The 20,081-nt window shown below is 65.2% G+C and carries 23 protein-coding genes; 10 read left to right on the top strand and 13 right to left on the bottom strand.

Annotation, left to right across the window (positions count from 1 at the left end):
- Positions 1-13 precede the first annotated feature (13 nt).
- On the bottom strand, positions 14-514 hold the full coding sequence (locus tag PU724_RS11075; RefSeq protein WP_127285950.1) for a (2Fe-2S)-binding protein: 501 nt from the start codon (positions 512-514) through the stop codon (positions 14-16).
- Positions 515-718: 204 nt separating this feature from the next.
- Here PU724_RS11075 and PU724_RS11070 point away from each other — a divergent pair, with 204 nt between their 5' ends.
- From PU724_RS11070 to PU724_RS11055, 4 genes are read left to right on the top strand one after another with little or no spacing between them, the layout of a single operon-like run.
- Positions 719-1,966, top strand: a complete 1,248-nt coding sequence (locus PU724_RS11070; protein ID WP_426213181.1) for an FIST N-terminal domain-containing protein — start codon at positions 719-721, stop codon at positions 1,964-1,966.
- A gap of 12 nt (positions 1,967-1,978) precedes the next feature.
- Positions 1,979-3,322 (top strand): ATP-binding response regulator, encoded by a 1,344-nt coding sequence (locus PU724_RS11065; protein ID WP_354422304.1) that lies wholly within the window; start codon positions 1,979-1,981, stop codon positions 3,320-3,322.
- On the top strand, positions 3,319-3,588 hold the full coding sequence (locus PU724_RS11060; protein WP_354422306.1) for a hypothetical protein: 270 nt from the start codon (positions 3,319-3,321) through the stop codon (positions 3,586-3,588). Before PU724_RS11065 ends, PU724_RS11060 begins: the two co-directional genes overlap by 4 nt.
- Positions 3,589-3,601: 13 nt before the next feature.
- A complete protein-coding gene (locus PU724_RS11055) occupies positions 3,602-4,030 on the top strand; it encodes a hypothetical protein (protein WP_354422308.1) in 429 nt (142 codons plus the stop codon).
- Between the two features lie 89 nt (positions 4,031-4,119).
- On the opposite strand, the gene PU724_RS11050 is transcribed toward PU724_RS11055, so the two are convergent.
- Positions 4,120-4,803: a response regulator gene (locus PU724_RS11050; protein ID WP_127393290.1), complete on the bottom strand. Its 684-nt coding sequence runs from the start codon at positions 4,801-4,803 to the stop codon at positions 4,120-4,122.
- Between the two features lie 12 nt (positions 4,804-4,815).
- On the bottom strand, positions 4,816-5,061 hold the full coding sequence (locus tag PU724_RS11045) for a hypothetical protein (RefSeq protein WP_354422310.1): 246 nt from the start codon (positions 5,059-5,061) through the stop codon (positions 4,816-4,818).
- A gap of 70 nt (positions 5,062-5,131) precedes the next feature.
- Here PU724_RS11045 and PU724_RS11040 point away from each other — a divergent pair, with 70 nt between their 5' ends.
- The 3 genes from PU724_RS11040 to PU724_RS11030 are packed head-to-tail and all read left to right on the top strand — an operon-like array spanning position 5,132 to position 7,561.
- The gene (locus PU724_RS11040) at positions 5,132-5,830 is read left to right on the top strand and encodes a fumarylacetoacetate hydrolase family protein (RefSeq protein ID WP_354422311.1); all 699 of its coding nucleotides are present in this window, start codon (positions 5,132-5,134) and stop codon (positions 5,828-5,830) included.
- Positions 5,831-5,834: 4 nt separating this feature from the next.
- A complete protein-coding gene (gene maiA, locus PU724_RS11035) occupies positions 5,835-6,485 on the top strand; it encodes a maleylacetoacetate isomerase (protein WP_354422313.1) in 651 nt (216 codons plus the stop codon).
- 35 nt (positions 6,486-6,520) lie between these two features.
- On the top strand, positions 6,521-7,561 hold the full coding sequence (locus PU724_RS11030) for a zinc-dependent alcohol dehydrogenase family protein (protein WP_354422315.1): 1,041 nt from the start codon (positions 6,521-6,523) through the stop codon (positions 7,559-7,561).
- Positions 7,562-7,576: 15 nt separating this feature from the next.
- Here PU724_RS11030 and PU724_RS11025 read toward each other — a convergent pair whose 3' ends face one another.
- A complete protein-coding gene (locus PU724_RS11025; RefSeq protein ID WP_354422317.1) occupies positions 7,577-8,470 on the bottom strand; it encodes a DMT family transporter in 894 nt (297 codons plus the stop codon).
- A gap of 106 nt (positions 8,471-8,576) precedes the next feature.
- Here PU724_RS11025 and PU724_RS11020 point away from each other — a divergent pair, with 106 nt between their 5' ends.
- The gene (locus PU724_RS11020) at positions 8,577-9,995 is read left to right on the top strand and encodes an aminotransferase-like domain-containing protein (protein WP_354422319.1); all 1,419 of its coding nucleotides are present in this window, start codon (positions 8,577-8,579) and stop codon (positions 9,993-9,995) included.
- Positions 9,996-10,001: 6 nt separating this feature from the next.
- On the opposite strand, the gene PU724_RS11015 is transcribed toward PU724_RS11020, so the two are convergent.
- Positions 10,002-10,895: a LysR family transcriptional regulator gene (locus tag PU724_RS11015; RefSeq protein ID WP_127311989.1), complete on the bottom strand. Its 894-nt coding sequence runs from the start codon at positions 10,893-10,895 to the stop codon at positions 10,002-10,004.
- A gap of 114 nt (positions 10,896-11,009) precedes the next feature.
- Here PU724_RS11015 and PU724_RS11010 point away from each other — a divergent pair, with 114 nt between their 5' ends.
- A complete protein-coding gene (locus PU724_RS11010; RefSeq protein ID WP_354422321.1) occupies positions 11,010-12,464 on the top strand; it encodes an MFS transporter in 1,455 nt (484 codons plus the stop codon).
- Between the two features lie 139 nt (positions 12,465-12,603).
- Here PU724_RS11010 and PU724_RS11005 read toward each other — a convergent pair whose 3' ends face one another.
- The 3 genes from PU724_RS11005 to PU724_RS10995 all read right to left on the bottom strand — a co-directional run bounded on the left by PU724_RS11005 (position 12,604) and on the right by PU724_RS10995 (position 15,108).
- A complete protein-coding gene (locus PU724_RS11005; RefSeq protein WP_354422323.1) occupies positions 12,604-13,101 on the bottom strand; it encodes a MaoC family dehydratase in 498 nt (165 codons plus the stop codon).
- Between the two features lie 227 nt (positions 13,102-13,328).
- The gene (locus PU724_RS11000) at positions 13,329-13,757 is read right to left on the bottom strand and encodes a phasin family protein (protein ID WP_354422325.1); all 429 of its coding nucleotides are present in this window, start codon (positions 13,755-13,757) and stop codon (positions 13,329-13,331) included.
- Between the two features lie 55 nt (positions 13,758-13,812).
- Positions 13,813-15,108, bottom strand: a complete 1,296-nt coding sequence (locus PU724_RS10995) for a DUF445 domain-containing protein (protein WP_320319901.1) — start codon at positions 15,106-15,108, stop codon at positions 13,813-13,815.
- Positions 15,109-15,309: 201 nt separating this feature from the next.
- Between PU724_RS10995 and rirA the strand changes: the two genes are divergently transcribed.
- The gene (rirA, locus tag PU724_RS10990) at positions 15,310-15,771 is read left to right on the top strand and encodes an iron-responsive transcriptional regulator RirA (RefSeq protein WP_127285960.1); all 462 of its coding nucleotides are present in this window, start codon (positions 15,310-15,312) and stop codon (positions 15,769-15,771) included.
- Positions 15,772-15,784: 13 nt separating this feature from the next.
- On the opposite strand, the gene PU724_RS10985 is transcribed toward rirA, so the two are convergent.
- From PU724_RS10985 to hemP, 5 genes are read right to left on the bottom strand one after another with little or no spacing between them, the layout of a single operon-like run.
- Positions 15,785-16,573, bottom strand: coding sequence for a heme ABC transporter ATP-binding protein (locus tag PU724_RS10985; RefSeq protein WP_354422327.1), 789 nt, complete (start codon positions 16,571-16,573; stop codon positions 15,785-15,787).
- 7 nt (positions 16,574-16,580) lie between these two features.
- Positions 16,581-17,681 carry a FecCD family ABC transporter permease gene (locus PU724_RS10980; protein WP_354422329.1) on the bottom strand — a complete coding sequence of 367 codons (1,101 nt, stop codon included), beginning with the start codon at positions 17,679-17,681 and terminating at the stop codon, positions 16,581-16,583.
- A gap of 2 nt (positions 17,682-17,683) precedes the next feature.
- The gene (locus PU724_RS10975; RefSeq protein WP_354422331.1) at positions 17,684-18,580 is read right to left on the bottom strand and encodes a heme/hemin ABC transporter substrate-binding protein; all 897 of its coding nucleotides are present in this window, start codon (positions 18,578-18,580) and stop codon (positions 17,684-17,686) included.
- A gap of 12 nt (positions 18,581-18,592) precedes the next feature.
- The gene (locus PU724_RS10970) at positions 18,593-19,654 is read right to left on the bottom strand and encodes a hemin-degrading factor (protein ID WP_354422333.1); all 1,062 of its coding nucleotides are present in this window, start codon (positions 19,652-19,654) and stop codon (positions 18,593-18,595) included.
- Between the two features lie 37 nt (positions 19,655-19,691).
- Complete coding sequence (gene hemP / locus PU724_RS10965; protein WP_126054152.1) at positions 19,692-19,898, bottom strand: hemin uptake protein HemP; 207 nt, start codon at positions 19,896-19,898, stop codon at positions 19,692-19,694.
- Positions 19,899-20,081: the final 183 nt, after the last annotated feature.

The raw sequence follows: 20,081 nt of genomic DNA, 5'->3' as shown, positions 1-20,081 counted from the left end.
CCTTACTCCCCTATCAAGCAGCCCGTTTCGTCTTGCCCTTCGACCCCTTCGCCATCGCCTTCGAGGCGGCGAGGATCGCCTTCACGATGTTGTGGTAGCCGGTGCAGCGGCAGATATTGCCTTCGAGCTCGGCCCGCACCGTCGCCTCGTCGAGGCCTTCCGGATGACGCGCGATCATGTCGGTCGCGGTCATGATCATGCCCGGCGTGCAGAAGCCGCATTGCAGCCCGTGATGCTCCTTGAACGCGGCCTGCACCGGATGCAGGTCGGCGCCGTTGGCGAGCCCTTCGATGGTCACCACGCTGGACCCTGAGGCCTGCGCCGCCAGCATCGTGCAGGACTTCACCGCCTTGCCGTCGACGTGCACGACGCAAGCGCCGCATTGCGAGGTGTCGCAGCCGACATGCGTCCCGGTCAGGCCGAGATTCTCCCGCAAGAAGTGAACCAGAAGCGTACGGTCCTCGGCGGCGCCACTGACGCGCCTGCCGTTCACCGTCAACGATATGTCCGACATGAAACCTCCCTGGGTATTTTACCTTGGTCGTCCTGGCGCCGTTTTCCTCCCGGCGCCTGGCTGTTCGCCCGTTCACGTGCCGCACAAAAAGCGGGAAAAAATAGCTTGGGCCCTCCACGGGGCGAGAATGCAGTTCGCCCGAAAAGTCGCATATTGTACTTTCGGTCACGCCGGATGGGGGCGGACCATTGCCAAAGCGCCGCCGTGAAGACAACAATGCCTTTCGACGCCGCTCGCCCGACGCGCACAAGACAACGTCGGAGGAAATGCAGGAGAAGGCAGCTGGCCAGTTCGCGGACGCGCTATGCATGCGGCCTCTCGGCGCTCACCACGGATGAGCCCGACGCCAATGCCTTCGCCCGGGCAATCGCGGCGGAAGCGGCGGCGATCGACGCTGGTTTCGCGCTGCTGTTCTTCTCCCAAAGTCTGGTCGATGCGGCGGCGCTGTCGCAAGCGCTGACCGAGCACGCGCCGGCGCTTGCCTATGCCGGCTGCTCGACCGCCGGCGAAATCACGCCGCAGGGGCTCGAGGACGGCCACATCCTTGCCCTGCTCCTGCCGTCCGCCTCGTTCGCCACGGCCAGCATCATGGTCGACAATCTCTCCTCGTCGGGCATGGACAGGATCACCGGCGAGGTCGCGGCGCTCAGGCGCTCGCTGCGCGGCCGCGTCGGACATGGACGGGCCAAGGATACCTTCGCGCTGTGCTTCATCGACGGGCTGTCCTATGCCGAGGAGGCCGTGACGTCGGCCATCCATTGGGGGCTGGATGACATTCCGCTGATCGGCGGCTCGGCCGGCGACGACCTCAAATTCGAGACCACCACGCTGATCTCGAATGGCAAGGTCGCCTCCGACAGCGCCATCATCATGCTGATCGCCACCGAAATCCCCTTCCACGTCTTCAAGACCGACAATTTCATTCCCACCGACGAGAAGCTGGTGGTGACCGCTTCCGATCCCGATCACCGCATCGTGCGCGAATTCAACGCCGTCAACGCCGCCGAGGAATATGCCGCCTCGGTCGGGATCCTGCCGCATACGCTGACGCCGCTGAGCTTTGCCTCGCATCCGGTGGTGGTGAAGGTGGGCGGCGAATATTACTGCCGCTCGATCCAGAGGATGCATGCCGACGGCTCGCTCTCCTTCTTCTGCGCCATCGACGACGGCGTCGTGCTCTCGATCGCCCAGCCGAAGAACATGGTGGAGGCGACACGTGCCGCGCTCAGCGATGTCAGGGAGCGGCTGGGCGGCATCGATATGATCCTCGGTTTCGATTGCGTGCTGCGGCGGCTCGACGCGCGCAACCGCCAGGTGTTCCGGGATATTTCGGAGCTCTACCGGGTCAACAACGTCATCGGCTTCGGCACCTATGGCGAACAGTACCGCTCGATGCATCTCAACCAGACCTTCACCGGCATCGCCTTCGGCGATCGCCTGGCGGCCGAATAGCGCGGGCCGCCCATGCCGCTCCGGGATATCAACGACCTCGAAAAGCTGAAGAAGATCAACGCCGCGCTGGTCAGCCGCGTCGAGCGCTCGATGGACCAGCAGGGCAATGCCTTCTCGCTGTTCCAGACCGCGATCTCACTGGAGAACCGGGTGCGCACGCGCACCGACGAACTGCACTCGACCCTGCGCCGGCTCGAGCAGACCAACATCGACCTGATCGCCGCCAAGGAAACCGCCGAACTGGCGAACCTTTCCAAAACCAGGTTCCTTGCGGCCGCCAGCCACGACGTGCTGCAGCCGCTGAACGCCGCCCACCTCTCCGTCTCGGCGCTGGCCGAGGTGCAGACCAGCGAGGAAGGCAAGAAGCTGGTGCGCCAGGTCGAGCGTTCGCTGGAGACGATGGAGGACCTGCTGCGCACGCTGCTCGACATCTCCAAGCTCGACGCCGGCGTTGTGCAGCCCGAGATCGGCGATGTCAGCCTGGAGGCGCTGTTTTCCTCGCTGCGTTCGGACTTCCTGCCGGTGGCCGAACTGAAAGGGCTGACGTTGAAGTTCCGGCCGGTGAACGCGCTGGTGCGCTCCGACCGCACGCTGCTGCGCCGCATCCTGCAGAACATCCTGTCCAACGCGCTGCGCTACACCCGCTCCGGCGGCGTTCTGGTCGGCACCAGGCATCGCGGCGATATTATCCGCATCGATGTCGCCGACACCGGCTGCGGCATTGCCGACGACCAGCGCGAGGCGGTGTTCGAGGAATTCCACCGCGGCAGCACGGCGCTCACCGACACCGGGCTTTCCGGCGGCGGGCTGGGACTGGGCCTCGCTATCGTGCGCCGCATGGCCGCCGCCCTTGGCCATCCGGTGACATTCTCGTCGAAGCTCGGCCGCGGCACCATCTTCCACATCGACGTTCCGGTCGGCATCGGCGCCGCGGCCGATACGACCGCCAGCACCGCCGATCTGGAGCGGCCGCGCGGCTACGGCCTGTTCGGCACCAAGGTGCTGCTGGTCGAAAACGATGCCGACGTACTGCAGGCGATGACCTTCCTGCTCGAGCGCTGGCAATGCCAGGTGCGCGCCGCGACCTCGACCGACGATGCGCTCGATCTCCTCGGCGACACCGACTGGGTGCCCGACATCGTCATTGCCGACCAGCATCTCGACGGCGGCGACCTCGGCACCGCGACCATCGGCGAGGTGCGCGAGTATCTCGGCCGCCCAGTGCCGGCGCTGATCGTAACCGCCGACGGATCGGACGTCGTCGCCAAGGCCGCCCGCGCCGACGGCATCGAATTGATGCGCAAACCGCTGAAGCCGGCGCAACTGCGGGCGCTGCTGGCGCATCTGCTGGCTTGAAGCTGGTGCTGATGCATCTCACCCAGACCATCTCGTACAGGAACCGTACCGACAGTCCGATCCGGATCGTCGTGGAACCTTGGGCACATCAGTATCTGATCGATCCATCAACAGAAGCGGAGTTTCGATTCTTCGACGAACCCGCTTCCGCGGGCCGGATCGAAATCGAAGAAGCCGGAACCCATCTTTGCCTGTGGCCCCCTGATGGGGGATTTGTTCGGCTTTTTGTCGACGGCCGCGAGCCTAAGCAGGTAGCTCAGGAGTGATCCAGAAATCGCAATGATAGTACAATTCCATGGCATCACATTCGACCTGGCTGCCGGATGGGAAGACATAACCGACGACGTTCCTGGAGCGTGGCCCCCTACCTTAGCCAAGGCATCGGGTGTCGGCGCTCTTCAATTCTCTATCGCCAAATATCGGAGCGGGGAAAAACCTAACGCGGGTTTCGAGGTTCTTAGATCGTTCATGATCGAATTTTGCCACAACAACCGCATAGACACCAATCATATTTCGGAGGAGAAATTCGCAAATACAATGAGTGTTGGCGTATTGTCTCAGAAAGCGGACGAAACGTTGTCTGCTTGGTACTTGTCGAATGGGAACGATTTTGCTTTCGTGACCTATGTCGGCCTTGGTGAAGAAAGCGAGATTATGAATGAAGAACTAGATGAAGTGAGAGCAGTCGTTTCGTCGATATCGTTTTAGGGGCTGTTGGTCTGTCGGAAATGAATTACGGTGACGGTGCACTTTTTCGTGCTCGCTCGGCGTCATCACCTGCAGGGTGATTGCAAACCTCAAAACCCCGCCTGATCCCGAAACAGCTCCGCATTATCGAGCTTCGACACCTCGATCACCGCTTGCGTGCGGCTGTAGACGTTCAGCTTGCGCAGGATCTCCGAGACATGCGCCTTGACCGTGGTCTCGCCGACCTGCAGCTCATAAGCGATCTGCTTGTTGAGCATGCCCTGGCGCAGCATCTGCAGCACCCTCAGTTGCTGCGGCGTCAGCCGCGCCAGGCGCTGCACCATATCGGCGCGGTCGATGCTGTCGGCGTCGGGCGGCTGGATCTCGTAGGTCTCCGGCACATAGATCGCGCCGTCCATCACCGAGCGGATGGCGCCAGCGAGGTCGCTCTTGCGCGCCGATTTCGGGATGAAGCCGGCCGCGCCGTAGGACAGCGCCTCGGAAATGATGCGCGGCTCCTCATAGCCGGAGACGATCACGACCGGCAGGCGCGGATGGCGGGTCCTGAGCTGCAGCAAACCGTCGAACCCGTGAACGTCGGGCATGCTGAGGTCGAGCAACGCGAGGTCGAACGGCTTCGGGCCGGCCAGCAGGTCGAGCGCCTCGGCGATCGAGCGCGCCTCGACCGTATCGACGTCCGGATAGGCCATCTGCACGGCGCTGTGCAGCGCCTCGCGGAACAGCGGATGGTCGTCGATGATCAGAAACCGGGCGCGATCGTTGACTGCGGTCATGATGAGGTCGCTTCACTTGCGCCCAGAATAGGATAATCCCGCAACCATGGCCAGATTATTGGCAAACAATACATCGCCATTCTTGCCGTCGATTGCAGTGCCCAGGTGACGCCATAACCGGAAACGAAAGTAAACGACATGCCGCCGAATGGCCCACAGCGCTGTTTCTTTTGGCCGCGACGGTTTTTTGAACGTCGGCGCGGCCTTGTTCCGCTGATATCCAGCGGGCAAGCGCCGGTATGACCAGCGCCTTGCCATCGCGCATCCCTTGCCCGGTGGCCCAATTCGGCCGAATGTGCCGGCCAGAGATATAGATTGAGAGAAGCGCATGACGGAATTCGTCCTCCCCTTGCCCGCAACACCGTCGGTTGCTGTCGCCGGCTCGCACGAACGCTTCGCGGTGCGCCGCATCTTCTGCGTCGGCCGCAATTACGCCGCGCATGCCCGCGAACTCGGCAATGACGAACGCGATCCGCCCTTCTTCTTCACCAAGCCGGCCGACGCGGTGGTCGACAGCGGCGCCACCATCCCCTACCCGCCGCTGACCGCGAACCTGCATCACGAGATCGAGCTGGTCGCGGCGATCGGCAAGGCAGGTTTCCGCATTCCCCGCGACGAGGCGCTTGCTCATGTCTGGGGCTATGCCGTCGGCATCGACCTCACCCGGCGCGACCTGCAGGACCAGGCCAAGAAGGCGGCGCGGCCCTGGGACTGGTCGAAGGCCTTCGACCGTTCCGCCCCGTGCGGCGCGCTGGTCCCGGCGCAGAAGTCCGGCCACCCCGCGAAGGGCCGCATCTGGCTCGCCGTCGACGGCAAGGTCCGGCAGGATGCCGACCTTGCCGAGCTGATCTGGCCGTTCGCAGACATCGTCTCGATCTGCAGCGAGGCGGTCGAACTGGAACCGGGCGACCTGATCTTCACCGGCACGCCGGCCGGCGTCGGCGCGGTCGGGCCGGGCGAAACGATGACCGGCGGCGTCGACGGCATCGGCGCCATCGAAATCACCATCGGCCAGCCGGCAGCGTGATGCGATGAGCGACCTGATCCTCCACAATTACTACCGCTCCTCCACCTCCTACCGGGTGCGCATCGCGCTGGAGATGAAGGGCCTCACCTACGATTACGTGCCGCATCATCTGCGCCATGGCGAGCACCTCGAAGCCGCCTACCTCGCGGTCAATCCGCAAGGGCTGGTGCCGGCGCTGATCCTCGCCGGCGGCCAGCTTTTGACGCAGTCGCTGGCGATCATCGAATATCTCGACGAGACCGTGCCCGAGCCGCCGCTTCTGCCGAAGGACGCGCTTGGGCGAGCTCGCGCGAGAATGCTGGCGCAGATGATCGCCTGCGACATCCATCCGGTGAACAATCTGCGTGTGCTCACCTCGCTGCGCACGCTGTTCGGCGCCGGCGACCAGGATGTCGTCAACTGGTTCCGGCACTGGGTGAACGAAGGTTTTCAGCCGCTTGAGACGATTCTCGCTTCATCGGCCGAGACCGGCACCTTCTGTCACGGCGACGCACCCGGCCTTGCCGACATCTGTCTCGCCGCCCAGGTCACCAACAACGCCCGCTTCGGCGTCGACATGGCGCCCTATCCGGTAATCTCGCGCATCCACGCCGCCTGCATGGCGCTGCCGGCTTTCCGCAAGGCCGCGCCGGAGAATCAGGTAGACGCGGAGTAGCCGCACAATTCCGGGTAGAGCATGAGGAGTTGCCGATGAAAGCTGTCGTCTTCGAGAAGTTCGGCGAAGCGCCGACGATCCAGACCGTTCCCGACCCGAAGCCGGCGCCGGAAGGGGTCGTCATCAAGATTGAGGCGACAGGGCTTTGCCGCAGCGACTGGCACGGCTGGATGGGCCATGACGACGGCATCACGCTGCCGCATGTGCCCGGCCACGAACTCGCCGGCATCGTCGTCGCCGCAGGCAAGCGGGTGACCCGCTGGAAGGCCGGCGACCGCGTCACCGTGCCGTTCGCCGTTGGCTGCGGCCGCTGCTTCGAATGCACGTCGGGCAACCACCAGGTCTGCGAGCACCAGACGCAGCCCGGCTTCAGTGGCTGGGGCTCGTTCGCCGAATATGTCGCCATCGACCATGCCGACACCAATCTCGTGCGCCTGCCCGATGAGATGGACTTCGCCACCGCCGCCAGCCTCGGCTGCCGTTTCGTCACCTCCTTCCGCGCCATCGTCGACCAGGGTCGGGTCAAGCCGGGCGAATGGGTGGCCGTGCATGGCTGCGGCGGCGTCGGCCTGTCGGCGATCATGATCGCCAGTTCGATGGGCGCCAACGTCATCGCCATCGACCTCACCGACGAGAAGCTGGACTTCGCCAGGAAGATCGGCGCCGTGGCGGCCATCAATGCCTCGAACACGCCCAACGTAGTCAAGGCGGTCAAGCAGATCACCAATGGCGGCGCGCATATGTCGATGGACGCGCTCGGCCACCCGACCACCTCGTTCAATTCGATCGCCAATCTGCGCCGCCGCGGCCGCCACGTTCAGGTCGGCCTGATGCTGGCCGAGCATGCCAAGCCGCAGGTGCCGATGGACAAGGTGATCGCCTTCGAGCTCGAGATATTCGGCAGCCACGGCATGCAGGCCTACCGCTATCCGGCGATGATGGAAATGATCCGCACCGGCAAGCTGAAGCCGGAACTTCTGGTCGGCAAGAAGATCAGCCTCGAGGAGGCGCCTGCGGCCTTGATGGCGATGGGCAGCTTCGAGGGCATCGGCATCGGCGTAGTGACGAAGTTCTAGGAGCGGATGCCGGCGTCACGCCGAAGCCGCGGGTCTCGGCAACTCCTGCTTGGCGAATCTCTTGGCGCCGACGACGCACAGCACCACGGCGACGGTGACGGCGATCATCAGCGGGCTGACCTGCTCGTGCAGCAGGCTCGCCGCCAGCGCCAGGCCGAAGAAGGGCTGCAAAAGCTGCAGCTGGCCGACGGCGGCGATGCCGCCTTGGGCCAGGCCGCGATACCAGAACACGAAGCCGATCAGCATGCTGAACAGCGAGACATAGGCGAGGCCGGCCCATGCGCCGGAGCCAATGCCGGCGAAGGACGGCGGCAGCGTCACGAAGGTCAGCACCAGCATGATCGGCAGCGACAGCACCAAAGCCCAGCAGATCACCTGCCAGCCGCCGAGCCGGCGCGACAGCGCGGCACCCTCGGCATAACCCAGTCCACAGACGATAATGGCGGCCAGCATCAGCGCGTCGCCGACCGGCGAGGCGGTGACGCCCTGCGTCAAGGCAAAACTCCCAACGAGCGCACTGCCGAGGCAGGAGAACAGCCAGAAGGCCGGCCTTGGTCGGTCGCCGCCGCGCAGCATGCCGAAGATCGCCGTCGCCAGCGGCAGCAGGCCGACGAAGATGATGGAGTGGGCCGAAGTGACATGCTTCAGCGCCAGCGCCGTCAGCAAGGGGAAGCCGACCACCACGCCGAGCGCCACGATCACCAGCGACAGAAAATCACCGCGCTCCGGACGTTTCTGCCGGAACAGGACGAGCATCACCAGGCCGAGCAGTCCGGCAATCGCCGCGCGGGCCGAAGTCAGGAAGGTCGGATCGAAATCCGCCACCGCCACACGCGTCGCCGGCAGCGACCCTGAGAAAATCAGTACGCCGACGAATCCGTTCACCCAGCCGCTCGCGGTCTTGTCCATTCCAGGCTCCATTTCTTTCGCCCTGTATCGCGCAGACCCCTATGGTGCAGCCAGAGACAATGCGGTACAATTCTGCAAAACTGTAATGGCCGATTGAGCAATACAGATGACCGCACTCGTTCTGGAAACCGACGCTGCGCGCTCACTTGCCGCGACCACCCTTGTCGAAACTGTCATGGCGACCATCCGTCAACGGATCGCTGCCCGCAGCCTAACGCCGGGGGCGCGGCTGCCCTCGATCCGCGCCCTCGCCAAATCCATGCAGGTTTCGAAATCCACCGTCGTCGAGGCCTATGAACGGCTCGCCGCCGAAGGCACGATCCGCTCGCGCCCGGGCTCGGGCTTCTACACCGCCGGCCAGCTGGCGCCTTTGTCGCTGGCCGAGATCGGCCCCCGTCTCGACCGCGAGGTCGATCCGCTCTGGGTCTCGCGCCAGTCGCTGGAAGCCGGCGACGAGGTGCTGAAACCCGGCTGCGGCTGGCTGCCGGCCGCATGGATGCCACAGGCCGCCTTGCGCCGGGCGCTGCGCTCGGCGGCGCGAGCCGACGATGTCGCGCTTGCCGATTACGGCACGCCACTCGGCCTGGCACCACTGCGACAGTTGCTGGCCCGGCGCATGGCCGGGCATGGCATCGAAGCCTCGCCCGAACAGGTCATGCTGACGGAATCGGGCACCCAGGCCATCGATCTCTTGTGCCGCTTCCTGATCGAACCCGGCGACACCGTTCTGGTCGACGACCCCTGCTATTTCAATTTTCACGCGCTTCTGCGCGCGCACCGCGCCAAGGTCGTCAGCGTTCCCTACACGCCGTCTGGGCCGGACATCGACCTGTTCGCCGCGGCGCTGGCCGAGCACCGGCCGCGCCTCTACATCACCAACTCCGGCATCCACAATCCGACCGGCGCGATCCTGTCGCCGGTCACCGCCCACCGGCTGCTCAAGCTCTCCGATCAGGCGGACCTCACCATCGTCGAGGACGACATCTTCGCCGATTTCGAGCACAGCCCGGCCCCTCGCCTGGCGGCGTTCGATGGCCTCAACCGCGTCGTCCAGATCGGCAGCTTCTCCAAGACGCTGTCGGCCTCGGTGCGCTGCGGCTTCATCGCGGCGCCCCGCGACTGGATCGAGCAGCTCATCGACCTCAAGATCGCCACGACCTTCGGCGGCGGCAGGCTGGCGGCCGAACTGGTGCTGACCCTGCTGAAGGACGGCAGCTACCGCAAGCATGTCGAGGCGTTGCGCATCCGGCTTGCGCGCGCCATGGCCGAAACGAGTGCCCGCCTGAAGCCGATCGGCATCACGCCGTGGATCGAGCAGCCGGCCGGCCTGTTCCTGTGGTGCAGCCTGCCGGAGGGCCTGGATGCGGCGGAGGTCGCTCGCCGCGCACTGGCCGACAGTGTGGTGCTGGCACCCGGCAATGCGTTCAGCCTGTCCGGAACAGCCAGCCGCTTCCTGCGCTTCAATGTCGCCCAGTCGGCTGACGAACGCATCTTCACGGCGCTCGAAGCGGCGATGTCAGCGTAATTCCGCTCAGCCGGAAGCGGCGCAGACCGCGCGCACGCAATCGCGCAGCCAGCGTTGCGCCGGATCGGCGTCGAGGCGCGGATGCCAGAGCATGGAGATCGTCACCTCCGCTGTCGCGACCGGCAGGGGAAAGCTGAACATGCCGGCGCGCGCGCCTTCCGTATGCCGCTCGGGCACGCTGGCGATCAGGTCGGACGCGCGGGCCATGGCGAGGGTCGCCGAGAAGCTGGACACCATGCACACCACAGTCCGGCGCAGTCCGAGCTGTTCCAGGGCCTCGTCAATCGGCCCTCTTTCGCGGCCGCGCCGGGAAACGCTGATGTGGCGCCCGGCCGCGAAGCGCGCCGGCGTGACGGGGCCCTGGCTTAGCGGATGGCCGGACCGCGCCGCACCGACGAAGCGGTCGCGAAAGAGCGTCTGAATGCGGACCTCGGGTCCGGTCTCGCCGGCTACGCCGATCTCCAGATCGATGGTCGCGTCGCGCAGCGACGCTACGTCCTTGTCGGACTTCGGCGCGAAGCGCAGCCGCACATTGGCAGCCTCCGCTCCGGCGCGGGCGACAAGCCGCGGCCCGAACTCCTCGACGAAGCTTTCGTTGGTGCGCAGCGTAAACGTCCGGTCGAGGCCTTGCAGGTCGAGCAGCCTGGCCGGGCGCAGCAGCGCTTCCCCGTCTTCGACCACGCGGCCCACCTGCAGCCGCAATTCCTGCGCGCGCGGCGTCGGCACAAGGCCCCGGCCGGCGCGGACCAGCAGCGGATCGCCCGTCGCCTCGCGCAGGCGCGCCAGCGTGCGGCTCATCGCCGACGGGCTGAGGCCCAGCCTTTGCGCGGCGCGCGCCACGCTGCCTTCGTTCAGCAGGACATCCAGGGCGGCCAGCAGGTTGAGATCGGGTGACGGCATCGCCGGATCATAGCATGGATATATGGCGTCGCATGCATGAATAAGATGCAAATGCTGCGTCTTCCGCCATGTCAGCGAGGGGCGTACGACCAGGCCGAAGCAAAGGAGCAAGCCATGGCGAACGTCGCGGAAAAAGTTGGAACCGAAAGCAATTGGATTGACGGCGCTGCGACGCCCACGCGGTCCGTTCGCTGGGCGCTGGCCAGCCTGTCGCTTGCCACGCTGTTGTCCTCTCTTGGCACCAGCATCGCCAGCGTCGGCCTGCTATCGCTGATGCAGGCGTTCGGCGCCTCGTTCCAGTCCGTGCAATGGGTGGTGCTGGCCTATCTGCTTGCCATCACCACCATGATCGTCAGCGCCGGGCGGCTGGCCGACATTGTCGGCCGCCGTCCGCTCCTGCTCGGCGGCATCGCCCTGTTCACGATCGCCTCGGCGCTCTGCGCGCTGGCGCCGACGCTTGGGCTGTTGATCGCGGCGCGGGCCGCGCAAGGCCTTGGCGCCGCCGTGATGATGGCGCTGACGCTGGCCTTCGTCGCCGGCACCGTCCCTAAGGCGAGGACCGGCAGCGCCATGGGCCTGCTCGGCGCCATGTCGTCGATCGGCACCATGCTTGGCCCCTCGCTCGGCGGACTGCTGATCGCCGGCGCCGGCTGGCGGGCGATGTTTCTGGTCAATGTGCCGCTCGGCATGCTGGCTTTCGCGCTTGCCTGGCGCGCGTTGCCCAAGGACGGCAGGTCCGGGCCCGGACGAAACACTTTCGATACGCTCGGGACGGTTCTGCTCGCGCTGACGCTGGCCGCCTACGCGCTGGCCATGACACTGGGCAAGGGCAGCGTTGGTCTGCTCAATCTCGGCCTGCTTGTCGTTGCCGCCCTTGGCATCGGCTTGTTCATCGTGACGGAATTGAAGGTCGAAACGCCGCTCGTCCGCCTGGCTGCATTCGGCGACCGCATGCTGACCGCAAGCCTCGCCATGAGCGTCGTCGTCTCGACCGTGGTGATGGGCCAGTTGGTGGTCGCGCCGTTCTACCTCTCCAGAGCGCTGGGCCTCGACCCCGCCACAGTCGGGCTTGTTATGTCCACGGCACCGTTGGTCGCGACGCTGGCTGCGGTGCCGGCGGGGCGGCTGGTCGACCGCTTCGGTGCCCAGCCGACGATGATAGCCGGCCTGGCCTCGCTCGTTCTCGGCACGTTTGCCCTCTCGTCGATCCGGATCGCGTTCGGCATTCCCAGCTACGTCGTCCCGGTCCTGGCGCTGAGCGGCGGCTACGCCCTGTTCCAGACCGCGAACAACGCCGCGGTGATGGGGGCCGCGATCGCCGACCAGCGCGGTGTCGTCTCCGGCCTCGTCAACCTGTCGCGCAATCTCGGCCTGATCACCGGCGCATCGCTGATGGGCGCCATATTCGCCGCGGCATCTGCTGGAGCAGATTCAGCGACCCCATCGGCAACCCTGCTCGGAATGCAGGTCACGTTCCGGGTCGCGATGGCGCTTGCGCTGTTTGCGCTCGGCCTTGCCGTGTTCTGCCGGCGGACGGCTGCGAGAAGCAAGGAGCGGGCCGAGGCCTAGAGCTGTTTCGAAATTCGCTCTGGCGAACCATATGGTGGTGGTTTCGAGAACCGGAGCGCAGCGGACATTTGGGTCCGTGAGCACCGTAAGCGCAGAAAACGCCATCAGATGGCCGCCAGAGTAGAATTTCCAAACAGCTCTAAGCCCCTGCCCGCTTGCGGCGCTCGTACAGCATGACCAGTGTCTCGGCGGTCAAAGCCGGCTTCTGCTCGCCTTCGATCTCGACCGTATTGGCGGCCTTCATCAGATACTGGCCGGGGCCCCTGTCCTCCATGGACAGCAGCGTCGTGCGCAACCTGATGCGCGAGCCGACCCGGACCGGCGCCAGGAAACGCACCTTGTCGAAGCCGTAATTGAAGGCGGCCTGGGTGTTTTCGGGCACGATGCCCATGTCGAGCGCCAACGCGCCGATGATCGACAGCGTCAGATAGCCATGCGCGATCGTGGTGCGGAACGGGCTCTGCCGTTTTGCCCTTTCAGGGTCGACATGGATCCATTGATGGTCGCCAGTGCATTCGGCGAACTGGTCGATGCGATGCTGGTCGACCGTCGTCCACCCCGACACGCCGACTTCCTGCCCGGCCATCGTCCTCAACTGCTCGAAGGTCGGCGGCGTCCTCGGCCGTGTTTCCGTCATTCCTGCTTTCCCGATCGCTTTGCCTGTCTCCCGACCACGAAGCGGAGCCCCCTGTCAATTCGCCGCCTGGCAAATCGGTTCCGACAGGCAGCGTTTTGCTGCAATGGGTGGCAGCTCGTCCACAATGCCGCCGGAAGGCAGCATTGCCCCTCAACGCCCGCGAGCTAGCCGCCCCCGGAAGCGCGATGGTACCTGGCAGGCAGCACCAGCGACGCCGCTGGGAAGCGTCACTTCTTGTCGTAGCCGGCGCGGATCTCCGCCATCGCGTCCTTGATCCGCTCGCGCAGGATCTCGATGGATTCCGTGCCGGATTTCCTGGCCATTTCAGCCACCTCGCCGGCATTCTTCAGCGCCGTCTCGAAGGATTTGCGGGCGAACTCCGCTTGCCTCGCCATCAACTCCTGCGGATCGCCGGGCGCCCGGTAATTCTGCGCCAGATCGGTGATCTCGCGTAGCGCGTCCTGCATCATCTCGCGTTGCCGGCTGAGCAGCGAGGACGCGCCGGCCGCGCCGGCCCGGGCCGATTTTTCGAGTGCTTCCAGATTCTTGCGGTGGTGGCTGATTATTGCCTCGACATCGACATTCGGCACCTTCAGGTCGCGGCCGAATCTGCTGAACATGTCCAGGAACGAGTCGGATTCCGGTTGCTTCGCCATATCTCTGCTCCCCAATCTACTCCCGCCAGGAAGAATAGAGTACGCTACGCTTGCGTCAATTGACGAGGAACAACCGCTCGGCCGTGTAGAGCACGATGCCGGCAAGGCCGCCGATGACCATGCCGTTGAAGCGGATATATTGCAGGTCCCTGCCGATGTTCATCTCGATCAGCCGGGTGAGTTGGCCGAGATCCCAGCGCTTGACCTGGTCGGCGATGAATTTCGACACGCCGCTCTTCTGGCTTTCGACGAAGGACGACAGCGCCACCACGAACCCCTGGTTCATGTCGGCCCTGATCCGCGCGTCGCTGGCCAGATGGCGGCCGACCTCGACGAACATGTTGGCCAAGTGGGCGCGGATCAGGGAGTTCTCCGCCTGAGCGTCCTGCTCGATGAACTGCCGCAGGCTTTCCCACATGCCGCCGGCCAGCGCCTTCATCTCCGGCCGCGCCAGGAAATCGCGCTTCAACTGCTCGGCCCTCCTGGCATATTGCTTCGACGTCCTCAGCCGTTCGATGAAAGTCTTCGCGAAACGGTCGAACTCTGCCCGCATCGGGTGGTCGGGATCAGCCCGCACCTCCTCGAGCAGCGTGCCGGCCGAGGCCACGATCTTCTTCAGGAGATAGGCGTCGGCGCGAAACAGGTTGAACAGCGACGGCAATTCCTCGCGGATCTTCTCGCGCATGGCGGAGAGCGCCTCCTCGTCGTTGAGGAACCGGCCGATCACCCTGGTGAACTCGTCGAACAATTTCTGGTGGCGGCGGTCGTCGGTGAGCGCCGACAGCAGCTCGGCGGCAAGCGGCGCCAGCGGCACCTTCTCGACCTCATCCATCATGCGGCTGGTGACGAAGCCGCGCAGGCCGGATTGTTCGACGGCGGCAAGCGTCTGCGGCACCAGGCGGGCGACAAAGCGCGACAGGCCGGCGGCGCGCTCCGCATCGGCCAGCCAGTCGGCGACCAAGGCGGAGAAATCGACCTCGGCCAGCTTTTCGCGCACCGGCTCCGGCGCCAGGAAATTGACCTCGATGAAGCGGCCGAGATTGTCGGCGATGCGGTTCTGGTTTTCCGGGATGATGGCCGTGTGCGGGATCGGCAGGCCGAGCGGGCGCCTGAACAGCGCCACTACCGCATACCAGTCGGCCAGCCCGCCGATGGTCGCCGCCTCGGCGAAGGCGGCGACGAAACCGAGCCACGGATAGGTGCCCTCGAACGATTTGGCGAGCGCAAAGACCAGAACGCAGAGCGCCAATGCCGCGGTCGCCACGAACTTGGTTCGCCTCAGCGCCGCAAGCTTGGCAGCGGCGTCGGTGTCGAATCGGACATGGTTCATGGCCGGGGCCGCTTGTGACATTGTGAGCCGCTCCTGATCGATGTTGCGACTTATCTAGGGACGCTGAAGGCCAAATGCCCGCGGCACGCTACCCACGCTCACGATTTGCGCCACCATGCACATAAAGTTGACGCGTTTATTCATCTATCGTGCGCCGCCAGTCTGGAATTGTTCCAAGGTATAGGCCATATTGAGCCCAAGCTACTGGTTCAAGAGGACGAAATGCGGCTGACGCGCCAGACCAATTATGCCATGCGCATCCTGATGTATTGCGCCGCCAATACCGAACGGCTGAGCCGCATCCCCGAGATCGCCGCCGCCTATTCGGTGTCGGAGCTGTTCCTGTTCAAGATCCTGCAGCCGCTGGTGGAGAACGGCCTGGTCGAGACGGTGCGTGGCAGGAATGGCGGCGTCAGGCTCGGCCGTCCGGCCGAACAGATCAGCCTGTTCGACGTCGTGCGGGTGACCGAAGAGAGCTTCGCCATGGCCGAATGCTTCGAGAACGACGCGGTCGAATGCCCGCTGGTCGACAGCTGCGCGCTGAACTCGGCGCTGCGCGAGGCGCTCAACGCCTTCTTTGCCGTGCTGTCGCGCTACACGATCGCCGATCTTGTGGCGGCGCGCCCGAATGTGCGCCATCTGCTTGGCATCGACATGCTGGAGCAGCGCGCCCCCGCCGCCTGATTGCAGCCGGCGGCTAGGCCGCCGATTGCGGCAAAACGAACGGCATATTGGCTGCCGGCAGCACGCCAACTTTCAACCGGCAATCGAACACCTTCTCGATCAGTTCGTCGGTCAGCACGTGCTGCGGCGCGCCCGCGGCGGCGAGCCGGCCGCGATGCATGACGTGGATGCGATCGGCATACATGGCGGTCAGGTTGAGATCGTGCAGGATGGCGACGACGCCGCCGCCGCGCCTGGCGAAGTCGCGGGCAATGTCCATGATGATCAGTTGGTGCTTGACGTCGAGGCTGGACACCGGCTCGTCGAGGAACAGATAGCGTGGCTTGCCGTCGAGCACCGGCGCCCAGACCTGGCAGAGCACGCGGGCAAGCTGCACGCGCTGCTGCTCGCCGCCGGAAAGCTCCTGGTAGAATCGTCCGGCAAAGCCGTCGAGATCGACGCGCGCCAGCGCCCGCTCAGGCAGCCGCGCGTCCTCGCCGGGCAGCACGCCGGAGCGGCCGCCGACAAGGCCGAGCCTGACGATCTCGCGCACCGTGAACGGAAAGGACAATGTCGTCGCTTGCGGCAGCACGGCGCGATAGGCCGCCGCCTCAGCCGGCTTCATCGCCTTGAGGTCGCAGCCGTTCAGCGCAATGCCGCCCGTATAGGCAAGCTCGCCCGACAGCGCCTTGAGGAAGGTTGTCTTGCCGGAACCGTTGGGTCCGACAATGGCCGCGATCTCGCCTGGCCGTGCGGCGAAATCGACATGGGTGACGATGCGCTTGCCGCCGATCGCCACCGAAACATCGCGCGCTTCGATCATCGGGACCTCACAAGTCGATCACGCCGCGCTTGCGCAGCAGGATCCACAGAAAGAACGGCGCGCCGGCGACGGCCGTGACGATGCCGATCGGCAGTTCGGCGGGCGCGACGATGGTGCGGGCGACCGCATCGGCCAGCAGCAAGAGCGAGCCGCCGAGCAAGGCCGACGCCGGCAGCAGGTAGCGGTTGTCCGGGCCGATCAAGAGCCGCAGCAGATGCGGCACGACGATGCCGACGAAGCCGATGCCCCCGCTGACGGCGACGGAGGCACCAACCGCCGCCGAGACACCGACGATCGCCGTGTATTTCAGCCGCTGCACCGGAATGCCCAAATGGCCCGCCGTCGCTTCGCCCAGCGCCAGCGCGTTGAGGCCGCGCGCCAGGAACGGCATTGCGGACAGCGCCAACACGATGACCGGCCCGACGGAGCCGATCTTCTGCCAGGTCGCGCCGGCGAGCGAGCCGAGTTGCCAGAACGTCAAGTCGCGCAACTGCCGGTCGTCGGCCATGAAGATCAATATTCCCGTCAGCGCCATGGCAAGCGCCGCCAGCGCAAGGCCGGCGAGAAGCATGGTGGCGACCGAGGTGCGGCCATGCCTGGTCGCAACGCGACAGAGCAGCAGCGTCACCGCCAGCCCGCCTGCGAAGGCCGCGAGAGGCAGAGCCAGCGTGCCGAGGGCCGAGGTGAGCGGCGCAAGCCGGGTCGAGCCGAGCACGATGACGGCGACGGCGCCGAGGCTGGAACCGGCCGAGACGCCGATCAGGCCGGGGTCGGCGAGTGGATTGCGGAACAGCCCCTGCATAACCGCGCCCGAGACGGCGAGTGCGGCGCCGATCAACACGCCGAGCAGGACGCGCGGCAAGCGGATGTCGTAGACGATCAGCCGGTCGCGGGCGCTCAATGCCGCGTCGTCGGGCACGGCACCGGCGAGCCAGTCACCAACGACGCCGACAGCCGAGGCGTCGGAGGCGCCCGATGTCAGCGACAGCAGCACCGAGACGACAAGCGCCAGGCACAGAAGCAGTATGACAAGTCGAGCGCGCGCCGAGCGGTCGCCCTCGGCCACCGTCATCCTGCCCGCCGCGCCGGCGATCGATTGACCCGCCATGATCAGTCCGTGACCTGGCCGCCATAGAGCGAAACGGCAAGGTCGTGGATGGCTTCTGCCGAGCGCGGTCCGAAGCCGAGCAGATAGCCGCCATCCATGCGGATGACCTTGCGGGCGAGGCCGGCCGGCGTCGAGGCAATCGACGGGTTCGAGAACAGCTCGTCGTCGGAGACCGCCGGTCCTGCATTGTCCATCATCAGGATGACGTCCGGCTTCGCGGTGACGACCGCCTCGTCCGACATCTGTTTGTAGCCGGAAAAGCCCTCGACCGCGTTGACGCCACCGGCCAGCCTGACGATGCCGTCGGCGGCGGTGTCGCTGCCGGCGGCAAGGATCTTGCCGCCCTGTGTCGATAGCACGAACAGGATACGCTTGCGCTCCTTGATCGAGGCCGTCTGCTTCTCGGCGGCCTTCAGTCCGGCGCCGACCTCGGCCGCCAGCCTGTCGGCCTTGGCGTCGACTCCGAGCGCCTTGCCGACGAGGCGGATTTTTTCGAGGATTCCGTCATGGGTGTAGTGCTCGGGCACCTCTATGAAGGGAACGCTCGACTTCCTCAGAACGTCGACCGCTTCCTTCGGGCCGCTGCCGTGCAGGGCCAATATTCCCGACGGATTGACCGACAGCACGCCTTCCGGCGACAGCTGGCGCATATAGCCGACGTCCGGCAGCTTGAGCGCGGCTTCCGGATAGCGGCTGGTCGAGTCGCGCGCGACGAGGTGGCCCTCTTCGCCGAGCGCGTAGACGATCTCGGTGATCGAACCGCCGATGGCGACGATCTTCGACGTGTCGGCGAAGACGGTCGTGGCGTCCTCGGCTCGAACCGGCAGGACGGCAAGAAGAAGCAAAAGTCCGATTGCCGGGACAAGCTTCGGTCGCGACAGACTGGGGAAGGAAACCATGGTTCATCCTCCTCAGGCAGCGGTCGGGCTTGGAATGCGCGGCAGGTTCTCGGCGAGGAACCGCCAGTCGTCGCGCTCGCCCTCGCCTTCATGACGCTTGCCGAAGAACTGGATGACCATCTTGCCGTCGGCGCCATAGGCTTCGAGCGAGGTGACATGGCCGTCCTTGGTCGGCTTGCGCACGGCCCAGACCTCGTGGATGTGGTCGTTCCTGAGATGCAGGTGGAACGTCTCGTCGAGCACGTTGATCCACGGCCCCATCGGCTTGACCGACTTGATCGGGCCGGAATGGATCTGGATGCAGCCGCGGTTTCCGACGAAGCACATGATCGGCATCGCGCCTTCGGCGGCGTGATGGAACATGGCGGCTACGGCATCCTTGTCGAGCAGCCAGGCATAGTCCTGGCCGACCATGCGCACCGCCTGGCGGCGGCTGAGCTTCAGCGTCTTCAGCATGCCGAAGAACTGATGCACGTCGGTGAGCCTGCTCCACCGGTCGCGCAGATCGTCGATGCTGGCCGCCTGCCCCTCGACCTCGGCCTCGTCGTCGCTCCCGCTTGCCGACACCGAAACGATCGGCTCCTGGTTCGACGATTCCAGTTCCGCCACCAGCTTCTGGTAGGCGTAGAGGTTCGAGGCGGGCCTCAGATGCACCTTGTGCACCGCCTCGCCCGAAGCATCGAAGAACTGCAGGCTGCGGCGGATGTCGCCGCCGTCGCGCTTCTCGACGGCAAAGCCATGCGCCCAGACTTTCGGGAAGATGCGCAGGTCGATGTTCTCGCCGAGCACCATGGCGTTGTGATTGCCGGTGACGACCTTGTCGTAGACGCCGATCTTCTCGTGAACGGCGCTCTCATTGCGGGTCAGCGCCATCACCTCGCCGACAGCTTCGAGGCCGGTCAGCAAATCGTTGACGCGCGGCTCGACCCGCACGACGCCCTGCCCGCAATGGGCCGCGACGAGCTCGGCTTCCGAGATGCCGAGCTCGGCGGCAAGGTCGCGCTCGCGCGCTTTCGGATTGTCTTCCCGCGCCCGCCGGATTTCATGCGGTGTGGGTTTCACGCGCTGGTCCATGTGCTTCCCCTGCTTTCAGCCTGTCGTCGGTTGCTGCTTACTTGTTGAGGATCAGCTTGCCCTGGCGGGTGATCTTCAACCGATATAGCGCGCCATGGTGCTCGATGCCGATCTCGTGCTCGCCCTGGAAAAGCGTGTTGCTGGAGAGCGTCCTCACCGCCAGCGGAACCCGGTCGAAACGGGTGGCAACATCTTCGGAACGACGGACGCGATAGCGGAAATCGTTTGCGTTGTGCGTGTTCATCTGGGTCGGTCCTTTCCCTGTGCCGGCCACCTGGCCGGACGCCTGCATAAAATGCCGATTCATTTCTTGACTCGAATAATCATGTTTTATACCAGTGCAATACCGGAGTAAATGAGTCAACATTTAACGCGCCGGATGTGATGAAAAATGCCAGCGAGCCTCGGGCCAGCCAGCAGCGAACCT

Origin of the sequence: Mesorhizobium abyssinicae (assembly GCF_049887195.1) — a bacterium.
Taxonomy (GTDB): domain Bacteria; phylum Pseudomonadota; class Alphaproteobacteria; order Rhizobiales; family Rhizobiaceae; genus Mesorhizobium; species Mesorhizobium abyssinicae.
The sequence above is the reverse complement of the archived record's forward strand: the minus strand, read 5'-3'. Positions and strand labels throughout refer to the sequence as shown.

Coding starts and splice junctions, on each gene's coding strand:
- PU724_RS11075 (WP_127285950.1), bottom strand. CDS start 514: ATGTCGGACATATCGTTGACGGTGAACGGCAGGCGCGTCAGTGGCGCC.
- PU724_RS11065 (WP_354422304.1), top strand. CDS start 1,979: ATGCCGCTCCGGGATATCAACGACCTCGAAAAGCTGAAGAAGATCAAC.
- PU724_RS11055 (WP_354422308.1), top strand. CDS start 3,602: ATGATAGTACAATTCCATGGCATCACATTCGACCTGGCTGCCGGATGG.
- PU724_RS11050 (WP_127393290.1), bottom strand. CDS start 4,803: ATGACCGCAGTCAACGATCGCGCCCGGTTTCTGATCATCGACGACCAT.
- PU724_RS11045 (WP_354422310.1), bottom strand. CDS start 5,061: ATGGCAAGGCGCTGGTCATACCGGCGCTTGCCCGCTGGATATCAGCGG.
- PU724_RS11040 (WP_354422311.1), top strand. CDS start 5,132: ATGACGGAATTCGTCCTCCCCTTGCCCGCAACACCGTCGGTTGCTGTC.
- maiA (WP_354422313.1), top strand. CDS start 5,835: ATGAGCGACCTGATCCTCCACAATTACTACCGCTCCTCCACCTCCTAC.
- PU724_RS11030 (WP_354422315.1), top strand. CDS start 6,521: ATGAAAGCTGTCGTCTTCGAGAAGTTCGGCGAAGCGCCGACGATCCAG.
- PU724_RS11025 (WP_354422317.1), bottom strand. CDS start 8,470: ATGGACAAGACCGCGAGCGGCTGGGTGAACGGATTCGTCGGCGTACTG.
- PU724_RS11020 (WP_354422319.1), top strand. CDS start 8,577: ATGACCGCACTCGTTCTGGAAACCGACGCTGCGCGCTCACTTGCCGCG.
- PU724_RS11015 (WP_127311989.1), bottom strand. CDS start 10,895: ATGCCGTCACCCGATCTCAACCTGCTGGCCGCCCTGGATGTCCTGCTG.
- PU724_RS11010 (WP_354422321.1), top strand. CDS start 11,010: ATGGCGAACGTCGCGGAAAAAGTTGGAACCGAAAGCAATTGGATTGAC.
- PU724_RS11005 (WP_354422323.1), bottom strand. CDS start 13,101: ATGACGGAAACACGGCCGAGGACGCCGCCGACCTTCGAGCAGTTGAGG.
- PU724_RS11000 (WP_354422325.1), bottom strand. CDS start 13,757: ATGGCGAAGCAACCGGAATCCGACTCGTTCCTGGACATGTTCAGCAGA.
- PU724_RS10995 (WP_320319901.1), bottom strand. CDS start 15,108: ATGTCACAAGCGGCCCCGGCCATGAACCATGTCCGATTCGACACCGAC.
- rirA (WP_127285960.1), top strand. CDS start 15,310: ATGCGGCTGACGCGCCAGACCAATTATGCCATGCGCATCCTGATGTAT.
- PU724_RS10985 (WP_354422327.1), bottom strand. CDS start 16,573: ATGATCGAAGCGCGCGATGTTTCGGTGGCGATCGGCGGCAAGCGCATC.
- PU724_RS10980 (WP_354422329.1), bottom strand. CDS start 17,681: ATGGCGGGTCAATCGATCGCCGGCGCGGCGGGCAGGATGACGGTGGCC.
- PU724_RS10975 (WP_354422331.1), bottom strand. CDS start 18,580: ATGGTTTCCTTCCCCAGTCTGTCGCGACCGAAGCTTGTCCCGGCAATC.
- PU724_RS10970 (WP_354422333.1), bottom strand. CDS start 19,654: ATGGACCAGCGCGTGAAACCCACACCGCATGAAATCCGGCGGGCGCGG.
- hemP (WP_126054152.1), bottom strand. CDS start 19,898: ATGAACACGCACAACGCAAACGATTTCCGCTATCGCGTCCGTCGTTCC.